Origin of the sequence: Streptomyces sp. NPDC126497, assembly GCF_040302425.1 — a bacterium.
Taxonomy (GTDB): domain Bacteria; phylum Actinomycetota; class Actinomycetes; order Streptomycetales; family Streptomycetaceae; genus Streptomyces.
Genome location: NZ_JBEORT010000044.1, coordinates 18,193 through 35,375 on the forward strand (window position 1 = coordinate 18,193; position 17,183 = coordinate 35,375).

15 protein-coding genes are annotated in these 17,183 nt (G+C 73.6%); 10 read left to right on the forward strand and 5 right to left on the reverse strand.

What is annotated here, in order from left to right:
• Positions 1 to 136: 136 nt before the first annotated feature.
• Together ABTY20_RS19595 and ABTY20_RS19600 are read left to right on the forward strand one after the other, a co-directional pair.
• Positions 137 to 1,468, forward strand: a complete 1,332-nt coding sequence (locus tag ABTY20_RS19595; protein WP_351998273.1) for a hemolysin family protein — start codon at positions 137 to 139, stop codon at positions 1,466 to 1,468.
• Positions 1,465 to 2,541, forward strand: a complete 1,077-nt coding sequence (locus ABTY20_RS19600) for a hemolysin family protein (RefSeq protein ID WP_351998274.1) — start codon at positions 1,465 to 1,467, stop codon at positions 2,539 to 2,541. The genes ABTY20_RS19595 and ABTY20_RS19600 overlap by 4 nt, the downstream gene beginning before the upstream one ends.
• Positions 2,542 to 2,652: 111 nt before the next feature.
• On the opposite strand, the gene ABTY20_RS19605 is transcribed toward ABTY20_RS19600, so the two are convergent.
• Together ABTY20_RS19605 and ABTY20_RS19610 are read right to left on the reverse strand one after the other, a co-directional pair.
• The gene (locus ABTY20_RS19605) at positions 2,653 to 4,512 is read right to left on the reverse strand and encodes an AAA family ATPase (protein WP_351998275.1); all 1,860 of its coding nucleotides are present in this window, start codon (positions 4,510 to 4,512) and stop codon (positions 2,653 to 2,655) included.
• A gap of 432 nt (positions 4,513 to 4,944) precedes the next feature.
• A complete protein-coding gene (locus ABTY20_RS19610) occupies positions 4,945 to 5,604 on the reverse strand; it encodes a hypothetical protein (protein WP_351998276.1) in 660 nt (219 codons plus the stop codon).
• 206 nt (positions 5,605 to 5,810) lie between these two features.
• On the opposite strand from ABTY20_RS19610, the gene ABTY20_RS19615 reads away from it, so the two are divergent.
• The 4 genes from ABTY20_RS19615 (at position 5,811) to ABTY20_RS19630 (ending at position 9,834) form a co-directional block, all read left to right on the forward strand.
• A complete protein-coding gene (locus tag ABTY20_RS19615; RefSeq protein ID WP_351998277.1) occupies positions 5,811 to 7,178 on the forward strand; it encodes a C39 family peptidase in 1,368 nt (455 codons plus the stop codon).
• Between the two features lie 142 nt (positions 7,179 to 7,320).
• Positions 7,321 to 7,461: an SCO1431 family membrane protein gene (locus ABTY20_RS19620; protein WP_351998278.1), complete on the forward strand. Its 141-nt coding sequence runs from the start codon at positions 7,321 to 7,323 to the stop codon at positions 7,459 to 7,461.
• A 93-nt stretch (positions 7,462 to 7,554) separates the two neighbouring features.
• Positions 7,555 to 8,211 carry a TetR/AcrR family transcriptional regulator gene (locus tag ABTY20_RS19625; protein ID WP_351998279.1) on the forward strand — a complete coding sequence of 219 codons (657 nt, stop codon included), beginning with the start codon at positions 7,555 to 7,557 and terminating at the stop codon, positions 8,209 to 8,211.
• A 450-nt stretch (positions 8,212 to 8,661) separates the two neighbouring features.
• The gene (locus ABTY20_RS19630) at positions 8,662 to 9,834 is read left to right on the forward strand and encodes an acyl-CoA dehydrogenase family protein (protein ID WP_351998280.1); all 1,173 of its coding nucleotides are present in this window, start codon (positions 8,662 to 8,664) and stop codon (positions 9,832 to 9,834) included.
• Positions 9,835 to 10,165: 331 nt separating this feature from the next.
• Here the strand turns inward: ABTY20_RS19630 and ABTY20_RS19635 are convergent, their stop codons facing one another.
• Positions 10,166 to 10,600, reverse strand: a complete 435-nt coding sequence (locus tag ABTY20_RS19635) for a hypothetical protein (protein WP_351998281.1) — start codon at positions 10,598 to 10,600, stop codon at positions 10,166 to 10,168.
• Between the two features lie 266 nt (positions 10,601 to 10,866).
• On the opposite strand from ABTY20_RS19635, the gene ABTY20_RS19640 reads away from it, so the two are divergent.
• The 4 genes from ABTY20_RS19640 (at position 10,867) to fxsA (ending at position 15,064) form a co-directional block, all read left to right on the forward strand.
• Positions 10,867 to 11,307: an Lrp/AsnC family transcriptional regulator gene (locus tag ABTY20_RS19640; RefSeq protein ID WP_351998282.1), complete on the forward strand. Its 441-nt coding sequence runs from the start codon at positions 10,867 to 10,869 to the stop codon at positions 11,305 to 11,307.
• A gap of 139 nt (positions 11,308 to 11,446) precedes the next feature.
• Positions 11,447 to 13,051, forward strand: coding sequence for an amidohydrolase (locus ABTY20_RS19645; RefSeq protein ID WP_351998283.1), 1,605 nt, complete (start codon positions 11,447 to 11,449; stop codon positions 13,049 to 13,051).
• A gap of 536 nt (positions 13,052 to 13,587) precedes the next feature.
• A complete protein-coding gene (locus ABTY20_RS19650) occupies positions 13,588 to 14,418 on the forward strand; it encodes a polyprenol monophosphomannose synthase (protein ID WP_351998284.1) in 831 nt (276 codons plus the stop codon).
• Positions 14,419 to 14,479: 61 nt separating this feature from the next.
• Positions 14,480 to 15,064 carry an FxsA family membrane protein gene (gene fxsA, locus ABTY20_RS19655; protein ID WP_351998285.1) on the forward strand — a complete coding sequence of 195 codons (585 nt, stop codon included), beginning with the start codon at positions 14,480 to 14,482 and terminating at the stop codon, positions 15,062 to 15,064.
• A 110-nt stretch (positions 15,065 to 15,174) separates the two neighbouring features.
• Here the strand turns inward: fxsA and ABTY20_RS19660 are convergent, their stop codons facing one another.
• A complete protein-coding gene (locus ABTY20_RS19660) occupies positions 15,175 to 15,549 on the reverse strand; it encodes an RNA polymerase-binding protein RbpA (RefSeq protein WP_003977404.1) in 375 nt (124 codons plus the stop codon).
• Between the two features lie 280 nt (positions 15,550 to 15,829).
• Entirely contained in the window at positions 15,830 to 17,176 is a 1,347-nt protein-coding gene (locus ABTY20_RS19665; protein WP_351998286.1) for an MFS transporter, read from the reverse strand.
• Positions 17,177 to 17,183: the final 7 nt, after the last annotated feature.

Sequence of the window (17,183 nt, forward strand, 5' to 3'; positions counted from 1 at the left end):
CCCAGGGGCCCCAGCTACCCGAGGAGTGACCCTCTCCGGCGATGGACGGATCGTCCTGCAGTACCTGCGCCGCCCCCTGCCGACATAGCGCGGACCCGCATCCCGAGGTCCGCGCGCATGCGGAGGCGGCGGCATCATGACCACCCCCCTGCTGCTCCTCGCAGCCGCTTTCCTGCTGATCCTGGCCAACGGATTCTTCGTGGCCGCCGAGTTCGGCCTGGTCACCGTCGAGCGACCGGACGCCGAACGGGCCGCCGCGGGCGGCGACCGGCGTGCCCGCCGGGTCGTCGAGTCGCTCAGGGAGCTCTCCTTCCAGCTCTCCGGCACCCAGCTCGGCATCACCATCACCTCCCTCGTCGTCGGCATGCTGGCGCAGCCGGCGCTCGCCGGACTGCTGCACGGCCCCTTCACCGGCCTCGGCGTCCCCGAGGGCGCGGTCCCCGGCGTCTGCGTCGTCGTCGGCATGCTGCTGGCCTCCGCGGTGCAGATGGTGATCGGCGAACTCGTGCCGAAGAACTGGGCGGTCTCCCGCCCCCTGCAGGTCGCCCGCTTCGTGGCCGGCCCGCAGCACGCGTTCGCCCGGCTCTTCCGCCCGGTCATCGCCGGGCTGAACGCCGTGGCCAACCGTCTGGTGCGGGCCCTGGGCATCGAGCCCGCCGAGGAGCTGGCCTCCGCCCGCACCCCCGGCGAGCTCGTCTCCCTGGCCCGGCACTCCGCCCGGGCCGGCGCCCTGGAACAGGACACGGCGGACCTCTTCGTCCGCACCCTGTCCCTCGGCGAACTGACCGCGCAGCACGTCATGACCCCGCGCGTGAAGGTCAGCGCCCTGCAGTCCTCGGCGACCGCCGAGGACGTGGTCAACCTGACCCGGGCCACCGGCCTGTCCCGCTTCCCCGTCTACCGGGAGCGGATCGACGAGATCGTCGGCATGGTGCACCTCAAGGACGCCCTCGCGGTGCCGGGGCGCGACCGGCTGCGCACCCCCGTGGGCCGCATCGCCCGCCCGGCGCTGCTCGTCCCCGAGACCCTGCCCGTACGGCCGTTGCTCACCCGGCTGCGCAGCGAGCAGCCCATCGCGGTCGTCGTCGACGAGTACGGCGGCACGGCCGGCGTCGTCACGCTGGAGGACATCGTCGAGGAGATCGTCGGCGAGGTGCGCGACGAGCACGACGGACAGGACGTCCCCGAACTCGCCCCCGCCCCGCCCGAGGACGGCAACCCCGCCTGGGACGTCGACGGCGGAGCCCGGGTCGACATCCTGCTGCGGATGGGCCTGGAGGTGCCCGAGGGGCCGTACGAGACGGTGGCCGGCCTGGTCGCCGATCTGCTCGGCCGGATCCCGGTCGTCGGCGACCACGCGGAACTGCCCGGCTGGCGGCTGTCGGTGCGCCGGGTCGGCCACTACCGCGCCGAACGCGTCCGCCTGGTCAGGACGGCCCCGCTGCCCCTGGTGGAGGTGGCCGGATGAGCGTGCTGCACCTCCTCTTCGCCGCGCTGCTCGTGCTCGCCAACGGCTTCTTCGTCGGCGCCGAGTTCGCCCTGGTCTCGGTCCGCCGCAGCCAGATCGAACCGCTCGGCACGGCCCGCGCCCGCCGGGTGCTGTACGGCCTGGAGCACCTGCCGCAGATGATGGCGGCCGCCCAGTTCGGCATCACCGTCTGCTCCCTGACGCTGGGCGCGGTCGCCGAACCGACCGTCGCCCACCTGCTGGAGCCGGTCTTCGAGTGGATCCACCTGCCGCACGGCATGATCCACCCGCTCGGCTACGTCATCGCGCTCGCCGCGGTGGTCTTCTCCCACCTCGTCATCGGCGAGATGGTCCCGAAGAACCTGGCGATGGCGGCCCCCGAGAAGGCCGCGCTGTGGCTGAGCCCCGGACTGGTCTGGTTCGCCCGTCTGTGCAAGCCGGTCACCTTCGCGCTCGGCGCCTGCGCCCAGGCCGTCCTGCGGCTCTTCCGCGTCGAACCGAAGGACGAGGTCGAGGCGGTCTTCACCAGCGAACAGCTCAACCGGCTGGTGGAGGACTCCGGCCAGGCGGGCCTCCTCGACCCCGAGGAGGCCGAGCGCCTGGAGGACGCGCTGGAGCTGGGCTCCCGCCCGGTGACGGACGTCCTGCTGGACCGCGAGTCGCTGGTGACCGTCACTCCCGCGGTGACCCCGGGCCAGGTCGTGGAGCTCACCGCCCGCACCGGCTACTCCCGCTTCCCGGTGGCCGCGGACAACGGCGCCTTCATGGGGTACCTGCATGTCAAGGACGTACTGGACCTGGAGGACTCCGACCGTGCCGTCCCACAGCACCTGTGGCGTCCGATGACGACCCTCCGCCCCGAACTCCCCCTGGACGACGCCCTCACGGTGATGCGCCGCGCCGCGACCCACCTGGCCCAGGTCTCCGGCCCCACCGGCGGGGTCCTGGGTCTGGTGGCCCTGGAGGACGTCCTGGAACTCCTGGTCGGGGAGGTACGGGACCCGGCTCACCGAGAGGTGACGGTCACCCCCCAGCGGGCGAGCGGAACCCCGGAGGAGGCACTGGCGACGTAGCCGCCGCAGCCGCGGGACGTCGTGCCTCCCCCGCTCGAGAGGAGCCGGGAGTGGGGGAGGTGCCTCCGCGGTGGGCGGGCGAACACCCCCGTCGGCCCGCCCACCGGGGCCTCACAGCCCCGGTGGGTCCGCCGGCCCCCTCCCCGACAGCACCTCCCCGTACGCCTGCATCAGATCCGGCAACCGCAACGTGGCCAGATCGTCCCGGGTCAACGCCCCCGGATACACGGACAACCGCAGATCCCGGTACGCGCAGCTCTTCTCGTACAGCGTCCGCAGGAACCGTCCGTTCCCCAGCTCGTCGATCCAGCCCTGATCGACCACGTGCCCGGCGATCGACCGTAGTTCGTCCAGGGCCTCCTCGTCCCACACGTCCCCGTTCTCCGCGGCCAGCACCTCACCGATCGCGGTCAGCTCCAGCGGCCGGTACGAGGGGAAGTCCACGCGCGTGGTGAACCGCGACGACAGCCCGGGGTTCGCGGCCAGCAGCCGGTCCATCCCCTCCGGATACCCGGCGAGGATCACCACCAGATGATCCCGGTTGTCCTCCGCCCGCTTCAGCAGCACCTGCAGCGCCTCGTCCCCGTAGGCGTCCCCCTTGCCGTACCCGGAGTTGGAGAGCGCGTACGCCTCGTCCACGAACAGCACCCCGCCGAGCGCGGAGTCGATCAGCTCGTTGGCCTTCACCGCGGTCTGCCCCAGATACTCACCGACCAGGTCCGCCCGCTGGGCCTCCACCAGGTGGTCGCCGCCGAGCAGTCCGAGGGCGTAGAACACGCGGCCCAGGATGCGGGCCACCGTCGTCTTCCCCGTCCCGGAGGGACCGGAGAAGACGAAGTGACGCTTCGGCGGCTGCACCGGCAGCCCCTGCCCGGCCCGCAGCCGTGCCATGTTCAGCTGCGCGGACAAGGCCTTGACCTGCCGTTTCACCGGCTCCAGGCCCACCATGCGCTCCAGTTCGGCGAGCGCCTCCTCCAGCAGCGCGGGGTCCGTGGGCCCGGAGGGCAGCGGCGGTGACCCCCCGGCGCCCGCCCGCTCGCGCACGCCCGGAGCGGCGGCCGGGGGCGGGGGACCCGGCGCGGGCTCGGACAGCCGCAGGTCGCGCCCCTCGGGGCCGAAGAACGGATCGAGCGTGTCGGGGCCGTCCATCACGTCCTGCCCGGCGCCGGTGAGCGTGATCGCGGCGAGATCGGCGGAGTCGTCGTACCCGTCGCCCTCGGCGATCGCGGCGAGCCGGGCGGAGGTGTCCATGAAGGCCGGATCGACCCGGTGCACGGCCCGGTACAGGGGGAGCGCCGCGGCGGTGCGGCCGGTCCCCTCGTGGGCGCGGGCCAGCCAGTAGCGCAGCTCCTTGCGCTGCGGCTGTTCGCTGCGGCACCGCATCAGGGCCGCCGACAGCAGCGGTTCCGCCTGTCCGTACATCTCCAGGCGCACCCGTGCCATGCCGCCGAACAGGCCGGCCTCGATGCCGAGCACCGGGTCCTCGACGAGGGAGTCCGTGTACCGCACCAGCTGCTCCCAGTCCTTGACGAGATAGGCGCGGCAGGCGTGCAGGAAGCGGACCTGCGGATCGGTGTCCACCGGGGGCAGTCCGGCGAGCGCCCGGTCCAGCTCGGGGACGTGCCGGCCGTCCAGCCAGTGGGAGGCGTGCGCCAGCAGCAGATCGCGGGGGCTCTCCAGCACCGGCTGCACCCACCAGCCCAGCCAGTACCAGGAGTTGAGGGTGCGGCGGTGCCGGGCGCGCTGTTCGCCGAAGCGCTGCCGGTGCCGGAACATCCTGAGCAGCGCGGCCGTCGTGTCGACGCGCAGCGCGTGCAGCCCCAGCCAGCCGTCGGCCATCCCCGGGTCGAGGCGCACCGCGGTCCGGAACTCCTCCTCCGCCTGCGGATAGGCGCCCATCGTGTAGGCGTCCACGCCTCGCAGCCAGGCGAGGTCGGCCGGGGCCTGCGCGCCCTGCGTGCCGAAGTCCATCACGTCCCCCACAGGCCGTGCCCCCGTCGGTGTGCCGGCGGGCTCTCGCCCGTCGGCTTCCGTTGGTCCAACCGCTGTGTAGCGGACCGGAGTTGCAAGGTGCGTGAAGCAGCGTCCGTAGGTCGTCGCACCGGAGGCATCGTACCCGCGGCGGCGCCGGGTCCGCAGGGTGCCGTGCGCGACGAAGGGCGAGGTGGGAAGGGGGAGGCGGACCGCAAATGATGACTCAGGGTGATCGTCATATGCCACTGGGCGCCCGGAAGGCGCGAAAAGGGCAGAACGAAGCCCCCGGTCACGGGGGAACAACCGGGGGCTTCGTGTCTGCGGGCGGCTCCGAAGGTCCGCACATTGAGAACGTAAGACCTGTACGGGCCCCCGGTCAAGCCGAGTTGAGGCGCTCGGGCAACTTGTCCGGGACCGCTCTTCACACGTTCACCACATCACGGGCGGCCCGTCACCGTGCGTGAGCGGAGGGGGTGGTTCGCCCGTTCCGGCGGGCCCGGGGAGCAGCTCGTACCCCGTGGGGCACTGACGTACCAGAAGGTCCGCGAAGGGCCGTGAGGGGTCGTCGGCGAAGTGCTCGCGCTCCGCGCGGACCCAGCCGTCCCAGAACTCCCGTTGTTCCGCCCCGTCGCGGGCCCGTCCCCGCGTCCAGGACTCCTCCCGGGGGAGGTCCATCCACAGCAGCAGCGCCAGATGCGGGCGCAGTGCCCGCCGTCCCGCGCCGACGCCCTCCACCACGACCACGGGGGCGGGCGGCAGCGGGCGGGGCGGTCCGAAGCGGCGGGCCCGCCAGTCGTAAGGGGAGTAGCGGGCGGTCTCGCCACGGCCGAGCGGTTCGATCACCTGGCTCAGCAGCCGTCCGGTCCAGTCGAACGGTTCGGCGTGGCTGGCGATGTCGTCGAGCCGCAGCACCGGAGCGCCGTCCAGCAGCCCCGCCAGCCGCACGGCGAACGTCGACTTCCCGGAACCGGCGTGCCCGTCGACGCCGACGAGCCGGACCGGGCCGCACGAGGGGCCGAGCCGGCGGACACGGGACGCGAGGTCGTGGATGGCTGTTCCCGGGGGAGGAGGAGTACGTCGACGGAGCACTCTAGGCCCCCGGCCGGACAGCACCGCCGAGGGCCCCGTCCCGGGGCGGGACCGCGCCGGCGGGACGCGGCACGGCCGGGGTGCTGGCAGGACCGGCCGGCTGCGGCCATAGTGGGCGCACACCCGCTCCATCCGGCGGACGGACACCGCCCGGCCGGCCGTGCACTGGTCCTGTCCCGACTCCGACACCCGGGGGTCCTCCACCCATGAGCAGAGCCGTACCGCCCTCCCGAAGGTCCCTCCTGGCCGCGGCGGTCGCCGCCGCCGTCGCCGGGAGCGCCGGCCCGGCGTCCGCCGGCACCCTGACCGCGGGCGCCACCGCGACCGCCGGCCGGACCGCCGCCCGCCCGGTGGACAACCGGGCCTGGACCTCGTACGCCGACTGGTGCGCCGGCACCGCCGACGGGACCCGCGCCGTCGCCGGTGTCCGCCCCGGGCTGGTGATCGCGAGGCCCGCCGGCACCACGGACCACACCGACCCGCACACCGGCCGTACGGCCGCCTGGGAGTACGCGACCTGGACCTCGCCCGTGCACCGCCTCGGGGTTCCGGCGACGGAGGTCATCGCCTCCTGGAACGCGCACACCCCCGAAGGCACCTGGCTCCAGATCGAGCTGAAGGGCACCTACTCCGACGGCACGGCCACCCCCTGGTACGTCATGGGCCGCTGGGCCGCCGGCGACCAGGACATCCGGCGCGCCTCGGTGGACGGCCAGGGCGACGGCAGGAGCAGTGTCTGGACGGACACCCTCGCCGTCGACGACGCGGCCTCGGGCCTGCGCCTGTCCTCGTACCGGCTGCGCCTGACCCTCCACCGCCGCCCCGGCACCCGCCTCACCCCGACCGTGTGGCGGACCGGCGCGATGGGCTCCGACGTCCCCGACCGGTTCACCGTCCCGGCCTCGGAGCCCGGCTTCGCCGGGGAACTGGCCGTCCCGCGCTACTCGCAGGAGGTCCACAAGGGGCAGTACCCGGAGTACGACAACGGCGGCGAGGCCTGGTGCAGCCCCACCTCCTCGCAGATGGTCATCGAGTACTGGGGCGGCCGGCTCACCGAGGAGCAGCTGTCCTGGGTCGACCCGTCCTACGCCGACCCGCAGATCTGCCACGCGGCCCGGTACACGTACGACCACCAGTACGAAGGGTGCGGCAACTGGCCCTTCAACGCCGCCTACGCGGCCACCTTCGAGGGCCTCCAGGGCGTGGTCACCCGGCTGGGCTCCCTCACCGATCTGGAGACGCTGATCGCCGCGGGTATCCCGGTCATCACGTCCCAGTCGTTCCTGAAGGAGGAGCTGACCGGCGCGGGGTACGGCACCTCCGGGCACCTGATGACGGTGATCGGCTTCACCGCCGACGGCGACGTGATCGCCAACGACCCCGCCTCGGACGACAACGAGGCCGCGCGCCGCGTCTACGAGCGGCGCGAGTGGGAGAACATCTGGCTGCGGACCAAGCGGTACAACGCCTCCGGCAAGGTGGTGTCCGGCACCGGCGGGGTCTGCTACCTGTACTTCCCGGCGCGTCCGGGCCCGCGCCGGCGCACGGCGCTTGCGGCGGTGGGCGTGCGCTAGCCGTTCCGCCCGGCGGGTCCCGGCCGACCGGGCCCGCCGGACGCCTGTGACCAACGTCTCGGCCGCGAAAGCCGCTTCCGGTGGCAAGGTGGACGTCAGTCGCAGGGGGAGTCCACCGCACCACAGAGACCAGCGAGAAGCCATGACCGCGAACGCAGCCACCGTCACCCGCGCCCGCACCGGAGGCCCCCGGGAGGACGGCCCGAAGATCCTCGAACACGCCCTGGGATGGACCCTCGTCGTGGTCCTCGCGATGTTCGTGACCCAGCTGGGACTGCTGTAGCCCGAGGACACGGGGCTGCCGGTCCGCGCCCGCCGGACGACCTGGCATACTGCGGCGGATGTCCCACCGCCCGCAGGAAGACCTGGGTCGAAATTGAACATCAGCCGGCAGCCCGCCGTACGCCCCGCGACGCGCGGTACCGAGCGTTCCTCCGCGCGCCGCGCCGAACTCATCGCCATCGGGCGGAGGTTGTTCGCGGACAGGTCGTACGACGCGCTCTCGATGGACGACATCGCACGTCAGGCGCAGGTCGCCAAAGGGCTGATCTACTACTACTTCCACTCCAAGCGCGGCTACTACCTGGCGATCATCGAGGACTCGGTGGCCGGCCTGGTCGCCTTCGCCGAGAGCGGGGCCGGACTGCCGGCGGTGGAGCGGGTGCACCGCACCATCGACAGCTACCTGCGGTACGCCGAGCACAACCAGGCCGCCTACCGGGCGATCGTGAGCGGCGGCGTCGGCTTCGACACCGAGGTGCACGCGATCCGGGACGGGGTGCGCGAGGCCATCGTCGCGACCGTCGCCGAGGGCGCCTACGGCCGTACGGACATCGCGCCGGTGGCGCGGATGGGACTGCTGGCCTGGGTGTGCAGCGTGGAGGGGGCCGTGCTCGCCTGGATCGACCGCGGTGAACTGTCCCGCGAGACCATGAGCGAGCTGCTGGTGAAGACGCTCGGCGGGGCCATGCGCGCCATCGAGGAGCTGGACCCCGCCCACCCCGCCCCGGCGCCCGCCCGCCGCGACGTCTGAGGCGGCCCCGGTGGCGGGCGGGCCCCCAGGTGGACCCCTCGCGCCCCGCACGCCCGTGGGGCCGCCGGATCACCTCGACCGGCTCCCCGTCCGCGGTGCCACCGCCCGGTTCCCGGAAGGGCGTGCCGTCCGGGCCCCGGGCTCCGCGGTGGCCGGGCCGCCGTCGACGGACCCGGCGCGCAGCGCCGGCGCGGGACGAAAAGCCGGAAGGACTGGACCGGTTGGTCAAGGGCGCGGGCCGGGGAGCGGGCGGGAGGATTTCTTGAAGTAAGCGCTCGTTAACGAGTGACTTGCTGCGGCCGATCGGGCATACTCGCAGCGCACAGCCGCTGGTCAGCAGCTTCCGAGACCCGGGAGTGCGAGCATCGGCCAGGCACCGATACGACCCGGCGGAGCCGCCCCCACCCAAGGCGCACGCCGATGTGCCCGAACAGGGAGGAGAGCGTCGCCATGCCCGACCGCGCCCCGCAGCCGGTGGACCGGCAACTGCCCACGGACGAGGCCCGGGACCTGATCTCGCTCGTCCGCGACATCGCCCAGCGCGAGGTCGCCCCCAGGGCGGCCGAGGAGGAGGACGCGGGACGCTTCCCCCGCGAGCTGTTCACCCTGCTCTCCGGGTCCGGCCTGCTCGGCCTGCCCTACGACTCCGCGTACGGCGGCGGCGACCAGCCGTACGAGGTCTACCTCCAGGTGCTCGAGGAGCTCGCCGCGGCCCGCCTCACCGTCGGCCTCGGCGTCAGCGTGCACACCCTGGCCTGCTACGCGCTCGCCGCCCACGGCGCCAAGGAGCAGCGGACCGAACACCTGCCGGCGATGCTCGGCGGCGGCCTGCTCGGCGCCTACTGCCTCTCCGAGCCGGCCTCGGGCTCCGACGCGGCCTCCCTGCGCACCAGGGCGGTGCGTGACGGCGACGACTGGGTGATCACCGGCACCAAGGCGTGGATCACGCACGGCGGCATCGCCGACTTCTACACCGTCATGGCCCGCACCGGGGAGGAGGGCCCGCGCGGCATCACCGCGTTCCTGGTGCCCGGTGACGCCGAGGGCCTGAGCGCCGCCGCACCGGAGAAGAAGATGGGCATGAAGGGCTCGCCGACCGCCCAGGTCCACTTCGACGGTGTCCGGGTCCCCGACGCGCGGCGGGTGGGGGAGGAGGGGCAGGGCTTCGCGATCGCCCTGTCGGCGCTGGACGGCGGCAGGCTCGGCATCGCCGCCTGCGCGATCGGCCTGGCCCAGGCCGCGCTCGACGAGGCGCTCGGCTACGCCGCCGAGCGGCGGCAGTTCGGCAGGCCGATCGCGGACTTCCAGGGGCTGCGCTTCATGCTCGCCGACATGGCCACGCAGATCGAGGCGGGGCGCGCGCTCTACCTGGCGGCGGCCCGGCTGCGCGACGCGGGGCGGCCGTTCGCCAAGCAGGCGGCCATGGCCAAGCTGCACTGCACCGACACGGCGATGCGGGTCACCACCGACGCCGTCCAGCTCCTCGGCGGCTACGGCTACACCGCGGACTTCCCCGCCGAGCGCCACATGCGCGAGGCCAAGGTCCTGCAGATCGTCGAGGGCACCAACCAGATCCAGCGCATGGTCATCGCCCGCCACCTCGCGGGGCCGGAGACCCGCTGAACCGGTCGAGCCCCCGCCAGGGGGCGGTGAGCCGGGTCCACTCCGGGTCCTGCCGGCCGGGCAGCGTGCGACCCCGGTCGGCCCAGGTCCGCATCAGGTCACGGTAGATCGGCGGATCCGGGAGCCGGGGCGGCGCGGGTACGACCGCCTCCGCGGGCGGCGGCACGGCGGGGCGTGGACGCCCGGTCGTCGAGTACGTGGAGGTCGTCACACCCGGGCAACGCGGGAGCGGCCGGACGGGTCACCGACCCCCGGAACAGGACGTGCGTTCGCGGCCGTCCCGCGCGTACGGGGGACGGCGGGCCGCGCCGTCCCCCGTACCGGAGGGCGCTCAGGCGGCGTGCCGCCGCATGACCGGGACCCGGATCGGACGCGAGCCCGGGCCGCCGACGTGCGAGAAGGGCTGGGTGCGCCAGTCGAGTCCCTGCGGAAGCGTCAACAGCAGGGCGGTGTCCTGCTCCTGGGGCGCGAAGGAGGCGTCCGCCGGCCGTGCCTCGGAGGCGCGGCGGCCGGTGCCGGCGCAGACCGTGAGCCCGAAGGGGTTCCACGGCGAGGCGCACAGCGCGTGCTCCGGCAGGACGTCCTCGTCCGCGAGCAGGGCGATGGGCTGCGCGCAGTCCGGGCAGACGACCCGGTACATCTCGAAGGTGTCGTAGGCGTCGGATTCCTCGTCCGGGACGTCGGGTTCGACGTACTCCGGATCGGGCTCGACGACCGGCTGCTGCCGCTTGGACGTGGTACGACCAAGGCGCTTAAGACTCTGCATTGGGTTCTCCCCCTCGGGCTGGGCCGTGAAGGCACTGCGGCCTCGACCACAACAAGCACTTCCCGTCCCCCCCACGGGGTAATCACGGGAACATCACGGAGACCGCCCGAAGGGTGTGGCGTCCGTCACATGCCATGTGCGGATGTCCCGTGCGCGGACTTTGTCCCCCCGGACCGCGCGCGGCGGCCCCGGTACGTCACGAACCGGGCGTGAGCGGAACGGCTCGGGTACCCGTGGAGATCAAGCGCCCTGTAGGTTCTTGCGCCATGGAGGAGCTGGACCGACAGATCGTGCAGCTGCTCGTCAAGGACGGGCGGATGAGCTACACCGACCTGGGCAAGGCCACGGGCCTGTCCACGTCGGCCGTGCACCAGCGGGTGCGCCGGCTGGAACAGCGCGGCGTCATCCGCGGTTATGCCGCGGTCGTCGATCCGGAGGCCGTCGGGCTGCCCATGACCGCCTTCATCTCGGTCAAACCCTTCGACCCCAGCGCCCCCGACGACATCGCGGACCGCCTCGCCGACGTCCCCGAGATCGAGGCCTGCCACAGCGTCGCGGGCGACGAGAACTACATCCTCAAGGTGCGCGTGTCCACGCCGCACGAACTGGAGGAACTCCTCGCCCGCGTACGCTCGTTGGCGGGCGTCTCCACCCGCACGACGGTGGTCCTCTCCACGCCGTACGAAGCCCGCCCGCCGCGTATCTGAAGGCCGCGGCCGTTCCCGCCGGGCCGGCCCTCCGGCGTCCGGGGAGCGGGGGTCCGGGGGCGGAACCCCGGTGGGAGGGGGACGTGCGGGACGGCCCCCGTGTGCGGAGCGGCCCGCGCGACGCGGGAGACTGTGGGGCATGAGCGAACGCACCGTCCCGCCCCGCACCGTCCTGCTTCGCCGCGGAGAGGTCCACAGCCCCGCCGACCCCTTCGCGACCGCGATGGTCGTCGAGCACGGTCAGATCGCCTGGGTCGGCTCCGAAGGCGCCGCCGACGCCTTCGCGGACGGGGTCGACGAGGTGGTCGACCTCGACGGGGCCCTGGTCACCCCGGCGTTCACGGACGCGCACGTGCACACCACGGCCACCGGCCTCGCCCTCACCGGCCTCGACCTGTCCACCGCCCCCTCGCTCGAGGCCGCGCTGGCCCGCGTGCGGGAGTTCGCCGCCACCCGGCCGGACGACCGGGTCCTCCTCGGGCACGGCTGGGACGCCGCCCGCTGGCCCGGCGGCCGTCCGCCGACCCGCGCCGAACTCGACGAGGTCACCGGTGGCCGTCCCCTCTACCTCAGCCGGATCGACGTCCACTCCGCCGTCGTCACCACCGCGCTCCTCGACCTGGTCCCGGAGGTGGTCACCCGCGCGGACGGCCCGCTCACCGGGGACGCCCACCACGCGGTGCGCGCCGCCGCCCTGGCCGCCGTCGCGCCGGCCCAGCGCGCCGAGGCCCAGCGGGCCGCCCTCGCCCACGCCGCCTCCCTCGGCATCGGCACGGTCCACGAGTGCGGCGGTCCGGAGATCTCCTCCGAGGACGACTTCACCGGACTGCTGCGGCTCGCCGCCGAGGGGAGCGGCCCGCGCGTCGTCGGCTACTGGGCCGAGCAGGACGTCGCCAAGGCGAGGGAACTGGGCGCGATCGGCGCCGCGGGGGACCTGTTCGCCGACGGCGCCCTCGGTTCGCACACCGCGTGCCTGCACGAGCCGTACGCCGACGCCGGCCACACCGGCACCGCCCACCTGGACGCGGCGGCCGTCGCCGCCCATGTCGTCGCCTGCACCGAGGCGGGCCTCCAGGCGGGCTTCCACGCCATCGGCGACGCCGCCGTGAGCACCGTCGTCGACGGCGTGCGCGCGGCCGCCGAGAAGGTCGGCCTCGCCCGCGTCCGCGCCGCCCGGCACCGCGTCGAGCACGCCGAGATGCTCACCCCCGGGACGATCGCCGCCTTCGCCGAACTCGGCCTGACCGCCTCCGTCCAGCCCGCCTTCGACGCCCTGTGGGGCGGCGAGGACGGCATGTACGCCCGGCGTCTGGGAGCGGAGCGGGCCCGCTCCCTGAACCCCTTCGCGGCGCTGCTGCGGGCCGGTGTCCCGCTCGCCTTCGGCTCCGACAGCCCGGTCACCCCCCTCGACCCCTGGGGCACGGTCCGGGCCGCCGCCTTCCACCACACGCCCGAGCACCGCGTCTCGGTGCGCGCCGCGTTCACCGCGCACACGCGCGGCGGCTGGCGGGCGGTCGGACGCGACGACGCGGGCGTCCTGGTGCCCGGCGCACCCGCCGACTACGCCCTCTGGCGCACCGGTGAACTCGTCGTCCAGGCGCCCGACGACCGGGTGGCGCGCTGGTCCACCGACCCCCGCTCCGGCACCCCCGGCCTGCCCGACCTCGCCCCCGGCCGTGACCTGCCCGTCTGTCTGCGGACCGTGGTCGGCGGGCGCACGGTGTTCGTGCGACCGGGCGAGTGATCCGGGCGGCCGCACGGTGACGATCATGTGTCGCCCCGGCCTCCCGCGACCTGCGCGTCCTCGTCGCCGACCGGGTGGCCGAACCGCACCGCGCAGGTCGGACGACGGTTGACGGGCGGCTGAGGGAGTCCGGTGGGTGCGGCCGGGTCCACCACCGGACACCCGGCCGGAGAGCGTCCGGCCGCTCGTGTCGGCGCCGCCGGGTCAGGGGCGACGTGCCGCACCGGGGCACCGCCGCCGGGAGCGGGCCCAGCGGCGGCGCGGCACCGAGGGGCCGTGCCGGCCGGCCGGGGAAGTGCGACCCCGGGCCGGGGCCCGGGCCCCCGTGGACAACGGCTTCAGGCCGATCCGCAGCCGGTGGGTCCCGAGCCGGCCCGAAGGGGCCCGGGCACCGTCCGCCGCCCCCTCGCGCGCCCGAAAAGCGCATTCCTACCCGATCCTCGGCGAACGACACCACCACAGGAACGTCCCGTCACGTCGGCACAGGCCGTGACCACTATGGTGGGACCCTGCGCACAGGACATGAAGGGGCAGCAGTGAACGACGGCGACGGGACCCTCACGGCAGGATCCCAGGGGAGGAACTTCGGCCCGCTCGGCACGGCTCTGGTGATCATCCCGACCTACAACGAGGCGGAGAACGTCAAGGCGATCGTCGCCCGGGTGCGGAAGGCCGTTCCCGAGGCGCACGTCCTGGTGGCCGACGACAACAGCCCCGACGGCACGGGCAAGCTCGCCGACGAACTGGCCGCCGGGGACGACCACGTCCAGGTGCTGCACCGCAGGGGCAAGGAGGGCCTGGGCGCGGCCTATCTCGCCGGCTTCCGCTGGGGCATGGAGCACGGCTACGGCGTACTGGTCGAGATGGACGCCGACGGTTCCCACCAGCCCGAGGAACTCCCCCGTCTGCTGACCGCGCTCAAGGGCGCCGACCTGGTGCTCGGTTCGCGCTGGGTGCCGGGCGGCCGGGTGGTGAACTGGCCGAAGTCCCGCGAGTTCATCTCGCGAGGGGGCAGCCTCTACTCGCGCGTGGCGCTCGATCTGCCGCTGCGCGACATCACCGGTGGCTTCCGCGCCTTCCGCCGCGAGACCCTCGAGGGCCTCGGTCTCGAGGAGGTGGCCTCCCAGGGGTACTGCTTCCAGGTCGACCTGGCCCGCCGCGCGGTGAAGGCCGGCTACCACGTCGTGGAAGTGCCGATCACCTTCGTGGAGCGCGAACTCGGCGACTCCAAGATGAGCCGCGACATCCTCGTCGAGGCGCTGTGGCGGGTCACGGCGTGGGGCGTGGGGGAGAGGGTCGGCAAGGTCCTCGGGCGCGGCGACGACAAGCAGCGGTCCGAGCCGGACGCCGAGCGGTCCGAGCGGTAGGTACGGCTGCCCGTCCCTCCCGCTTATCCCGCGCTGAGCCCGGCCCGGGCACACTGGGGGCATGACGACTGGCGCTCAGACCCCGTACCCCGCCCGGACCCGGCGCTCCCGGCTGCGCACCTTCCTGCCGCTGGGCGCCGCCGCGTGGCTGGTGCTGGAGATCTGGCTGCTCACCATGGTCGCCGGGGCGGCGAGCGGGCTGGTGGTCTTCCTCGTCCTGGCGGCCGGCCTCCTCCTCGGCTCGGCCGTCATCAAGCGGGCCGGCCGCCGGGCCTTCGAGAACCTGACCGGGACGCTGCGGCAGCAGCAGGGCGGGGTGTCGTCCGAAGCCCGGCCGAACAGCGAGGGCAACGGCCTGACGATGCTGGGGGGCCTGCTGCTGATCATCCCCGGTGTGCTCTCCGACGCCGTGGGGCTGCTCCTGCTGATGCCGCCGGTGCAGAGGGCCGTGAGCCGTCGCGCCGAGCGCGCCTTCGACCGCAGGCTCCGCGAGGCGGCCGCGCGGGGCTCCTTCGGGGACGCCTTCCAGCAGGTCCGCATCCACCGGCCCGACGGCAAGGTCGTCCAGGGCGAGGTCATCCGGGACGAGCCCGGAAGCGCTCCGCGGGACACCCCGCAGGGGCCGCGCCCGCCGCTCACCCGCTGAGGCCGGCGGGTTCCCCCACGCGCACAGGACCGCGGGCGCCGTACGTCACGTACGGCGCCCGCGGTCCTGTGTCGCTGTGCTGGTGCGGCTTCGCCCAGGTCCCGACGGGATCAAGCCGACTTTCGGCTGTCCCTGGGGTGAACCGCGATGTTCATCGCACCGGAGCGCAGCACGGCGAGACGCTCCTCGAGGACCTCTTCGAGCTCCTCCCGGGTGCGCCGCTCCATCAGCATGTCCCAATGCGTACGCGCGGGCTTGGCCTTCTTCTCCTCGGGTCCGTCGCCGTCCACCAGGAGTGCCTGGGCACCGCAGACCTTGCACTCCCACTCCGGCGGGATCTCCGCCTCGACCGAGAAGGGCATCTCGAAGCGGTGCCCCTTCTCGCATGCGTACTCCACGGCCTGGCGCGGAGCCAGGTCGATGCCGCGGTCCGTCTCGTAGCTGGTCACCACGAGGCGCGTGCCGCGAAGAGCTCGCTCACTCATGAATCGTGCCTCCCGGGCTTTGTCGCCCACAGGACAGGTGTGTCGCTGTCGTCGTCATCCGGTCAACGTCCGGGCGGCGGTAAAGATTCCCGTCCGGAGCCCCGATCCGGGTCATGCGTCGCCGTCACAGCCGCGGCCTTGTCAACCAGTGCAGTACCCCCCGGCGCCCGGTTTGTCACACCTGTAAGGAGATATGACTCAGCGTTCGGCATCTTTGACGCGCAGTAACGGTACGCCTGGCAGGCCAAACGCGTACACTACAGCCCTTTCGCCCCGAGCGCTAAATCCTCTCGGGGACCGGGTTGCCCGCGGCGGTGATCGCCCGCCGTACCGGCACCCGCGCGAGCAGCACGAACCCCAGGACGAAGAAGCCCACCAGGGAGATGATCGCGTCCCGGTAACTGCCCGTCAGCTGGTAGGTGAGACCGAACAGCAGCGGCCCGAGCCAGCTCGTCCCGCGGTCGCTCACCTCGTACGCCGAGAAGTACTCGGCCTCCTTGCCGGGCGGGACGAGGTGGGAGAAGAGCGAACGGGACAACGCCTGGCTGCCGCCGAGGACCAGGCCGATGCCGGCCGCCAGCGCGAAGAACCACGCGGGGGCGCCGGCGGGCAGGAAGTACCCGGCGGCCAGGGTCAGGGTCCAGGCGGCCAGGCAACCGAGGATCGCGCGCTTCGCGCCGTACCGCCGGGCCAGCCGGCCCAGGGCCAGCGCGCCCGCCACCGCCAGCACCTGGACCAGCAGCACGGCCGCGATGAGCGTCGACTGTCCGAGCCCCAGCTCCTTCGAGCCGTACACCGAGGCCTGGGTGATCACCGTCTGGATGCCGTCGTTGTAGACGAGGTACGCCAGCAGGAACGCCAGCGTCAGCGGGTGCCGGCGCATGTCGCGGACGGTCGCCGCCAGCTGCCGGAAGCCCGGCAGGGCGGCCTCCCCGGCGGGAGCACGGCGGTCGCGCAGCCGGCGCAGCGGCACCAGCGCGAAGGCGCCCCACCACAGGCCCGCCGACGCCAGGCAGATGCGCACCGCCATGCCCTCGGAGACGCCGAAGCCGTCGTGCCCGGTGTAGAGGACGAGGTTCGCGACGAGGACCAGGGACCCGGCCGCGTATCCGAAGGCCCACCCGCGCGAGGAGACCGCGTCGCGCTCCCCGGGAAGCGCGATCTGCGGCAGGTAGGAGTTGTAGAGCATCATCGCCACGGACTGCGCCGCGTTCGCGACGACCAGCAGCAGACCGCCGAGCAGGTAGCGCTCGCCGTCGAGGAAGAACATGCCCGCCGTCGCCGCGGCACCGGTGTAGGCGGCGGCCGCGAGCAGCGGCTTCTTGCGGCCGGTGCGGTCGGCGGCGGCGCCCACCAGGGGCATCACCAGCACGGCCAGGACCACCGACAGGGAGACCGCGTACGCGAAGAAGGACCCCGCGCGCACCGGTACGCCCAGGGGGTGGACGAACCCGTCGGCGTCCGCGGCCGACTCGGCGACCGTGGTCAGATAGGGGCCGAGGAACACGGTGAGCACGCTCGTGGAGTACACGGAGCACGCCCAGTCGTAGAAGTACCAGCCGCGCTGCTCGCGCCGCCGGCCGGCGGCCTCGTCCGACGCCGGTGACCGCGCGGTGTCGGTGTCCACCCGTGCC

Excerpts from the sequence above, each read along its gene's own strand:
- ABTY20_RS19595 (WP_351998273.1), top strand. The coding sequence starts at position 137 with ATGACCACCCCCCTGCTGCTCCTCGCAGCCGCTTTCCTGCTGATCCTG.
- ABTY20_RS19600 (WP_351998274.1), top strand. The coding sequence starts at position 1,465 with ATGAGCGTGCTGCACCTCCTCTTCGCCGCGCTGCTCGTGCTCGCCAAC.
- ABTY20_RS19605 (WP_351998275.1), bottom strand. The coding sequence starts at position 4,512 with ATGGACTTCGGCACGCAGGGCGCGCAGGCCCCGGCCGACCTCGCCTGG.
- ABTY20_RS19615 (WP_351998277.1), top strand. The coding sequence starts at position 5,811 with ATGAGCAGAGCCGTACCGCCCTCCCGAAGGTCCCTCCTGGCCGCGGCG.
- ABTY20_RS19620 (WP_351998278.1), top strand. The coding sequence starts at position 7,321 with ATGACCGCGAACGCAGCCACCGTCACCCGCGCCCGCACCGGAGGCCCC.
- ABTY20_RS19630 (WP_351998280.1), top strand. The coding sequence starts at position 8,662 with ATGCCCGACCGCGCCCCGCAGCCGGTGGACCGGCAACTGCCCACGGAC.
- ABTY20_RS19635 (WP_351998281.1), bottom strand. The coding sequence starts at position 10,600 with ATGCAGAGTCTTAAGCGCCTTGGTCGTACCACGTCCAAGCGGCAGCAG.
- ABTY20_RS19640 (WP_351998282.1), top strand. The coding sequence starts at position 10,867 with ATGGAGGAGCTGGACCGACAGATCGTGCAGCTGCTCGTCAAGGACGGG.
- ABTY20_RS19645 (WP_351998283.1), top strand. The coding sequence starts at position 11,447 with ATGAGCGAACGCACCGTCCCGCCCCGCACCGTCCTGCTTCGCCGCGGA.
- fxsA (WP_351998285.1), top strand. The coding sequence starts at position 14,480 with ATGACGACTGGCGCTCAGACCCCGTACCCCGCCCGGACCCGGCGCTCC.
- ABTY20_RS19660 (WP_003977404.1), bottom strand. The coding sequence starts at position 15,549 with ATGAGTGAGCGAGCTCTTCGCGGCACGCGCCTCGTGGTGACCAGCTAC.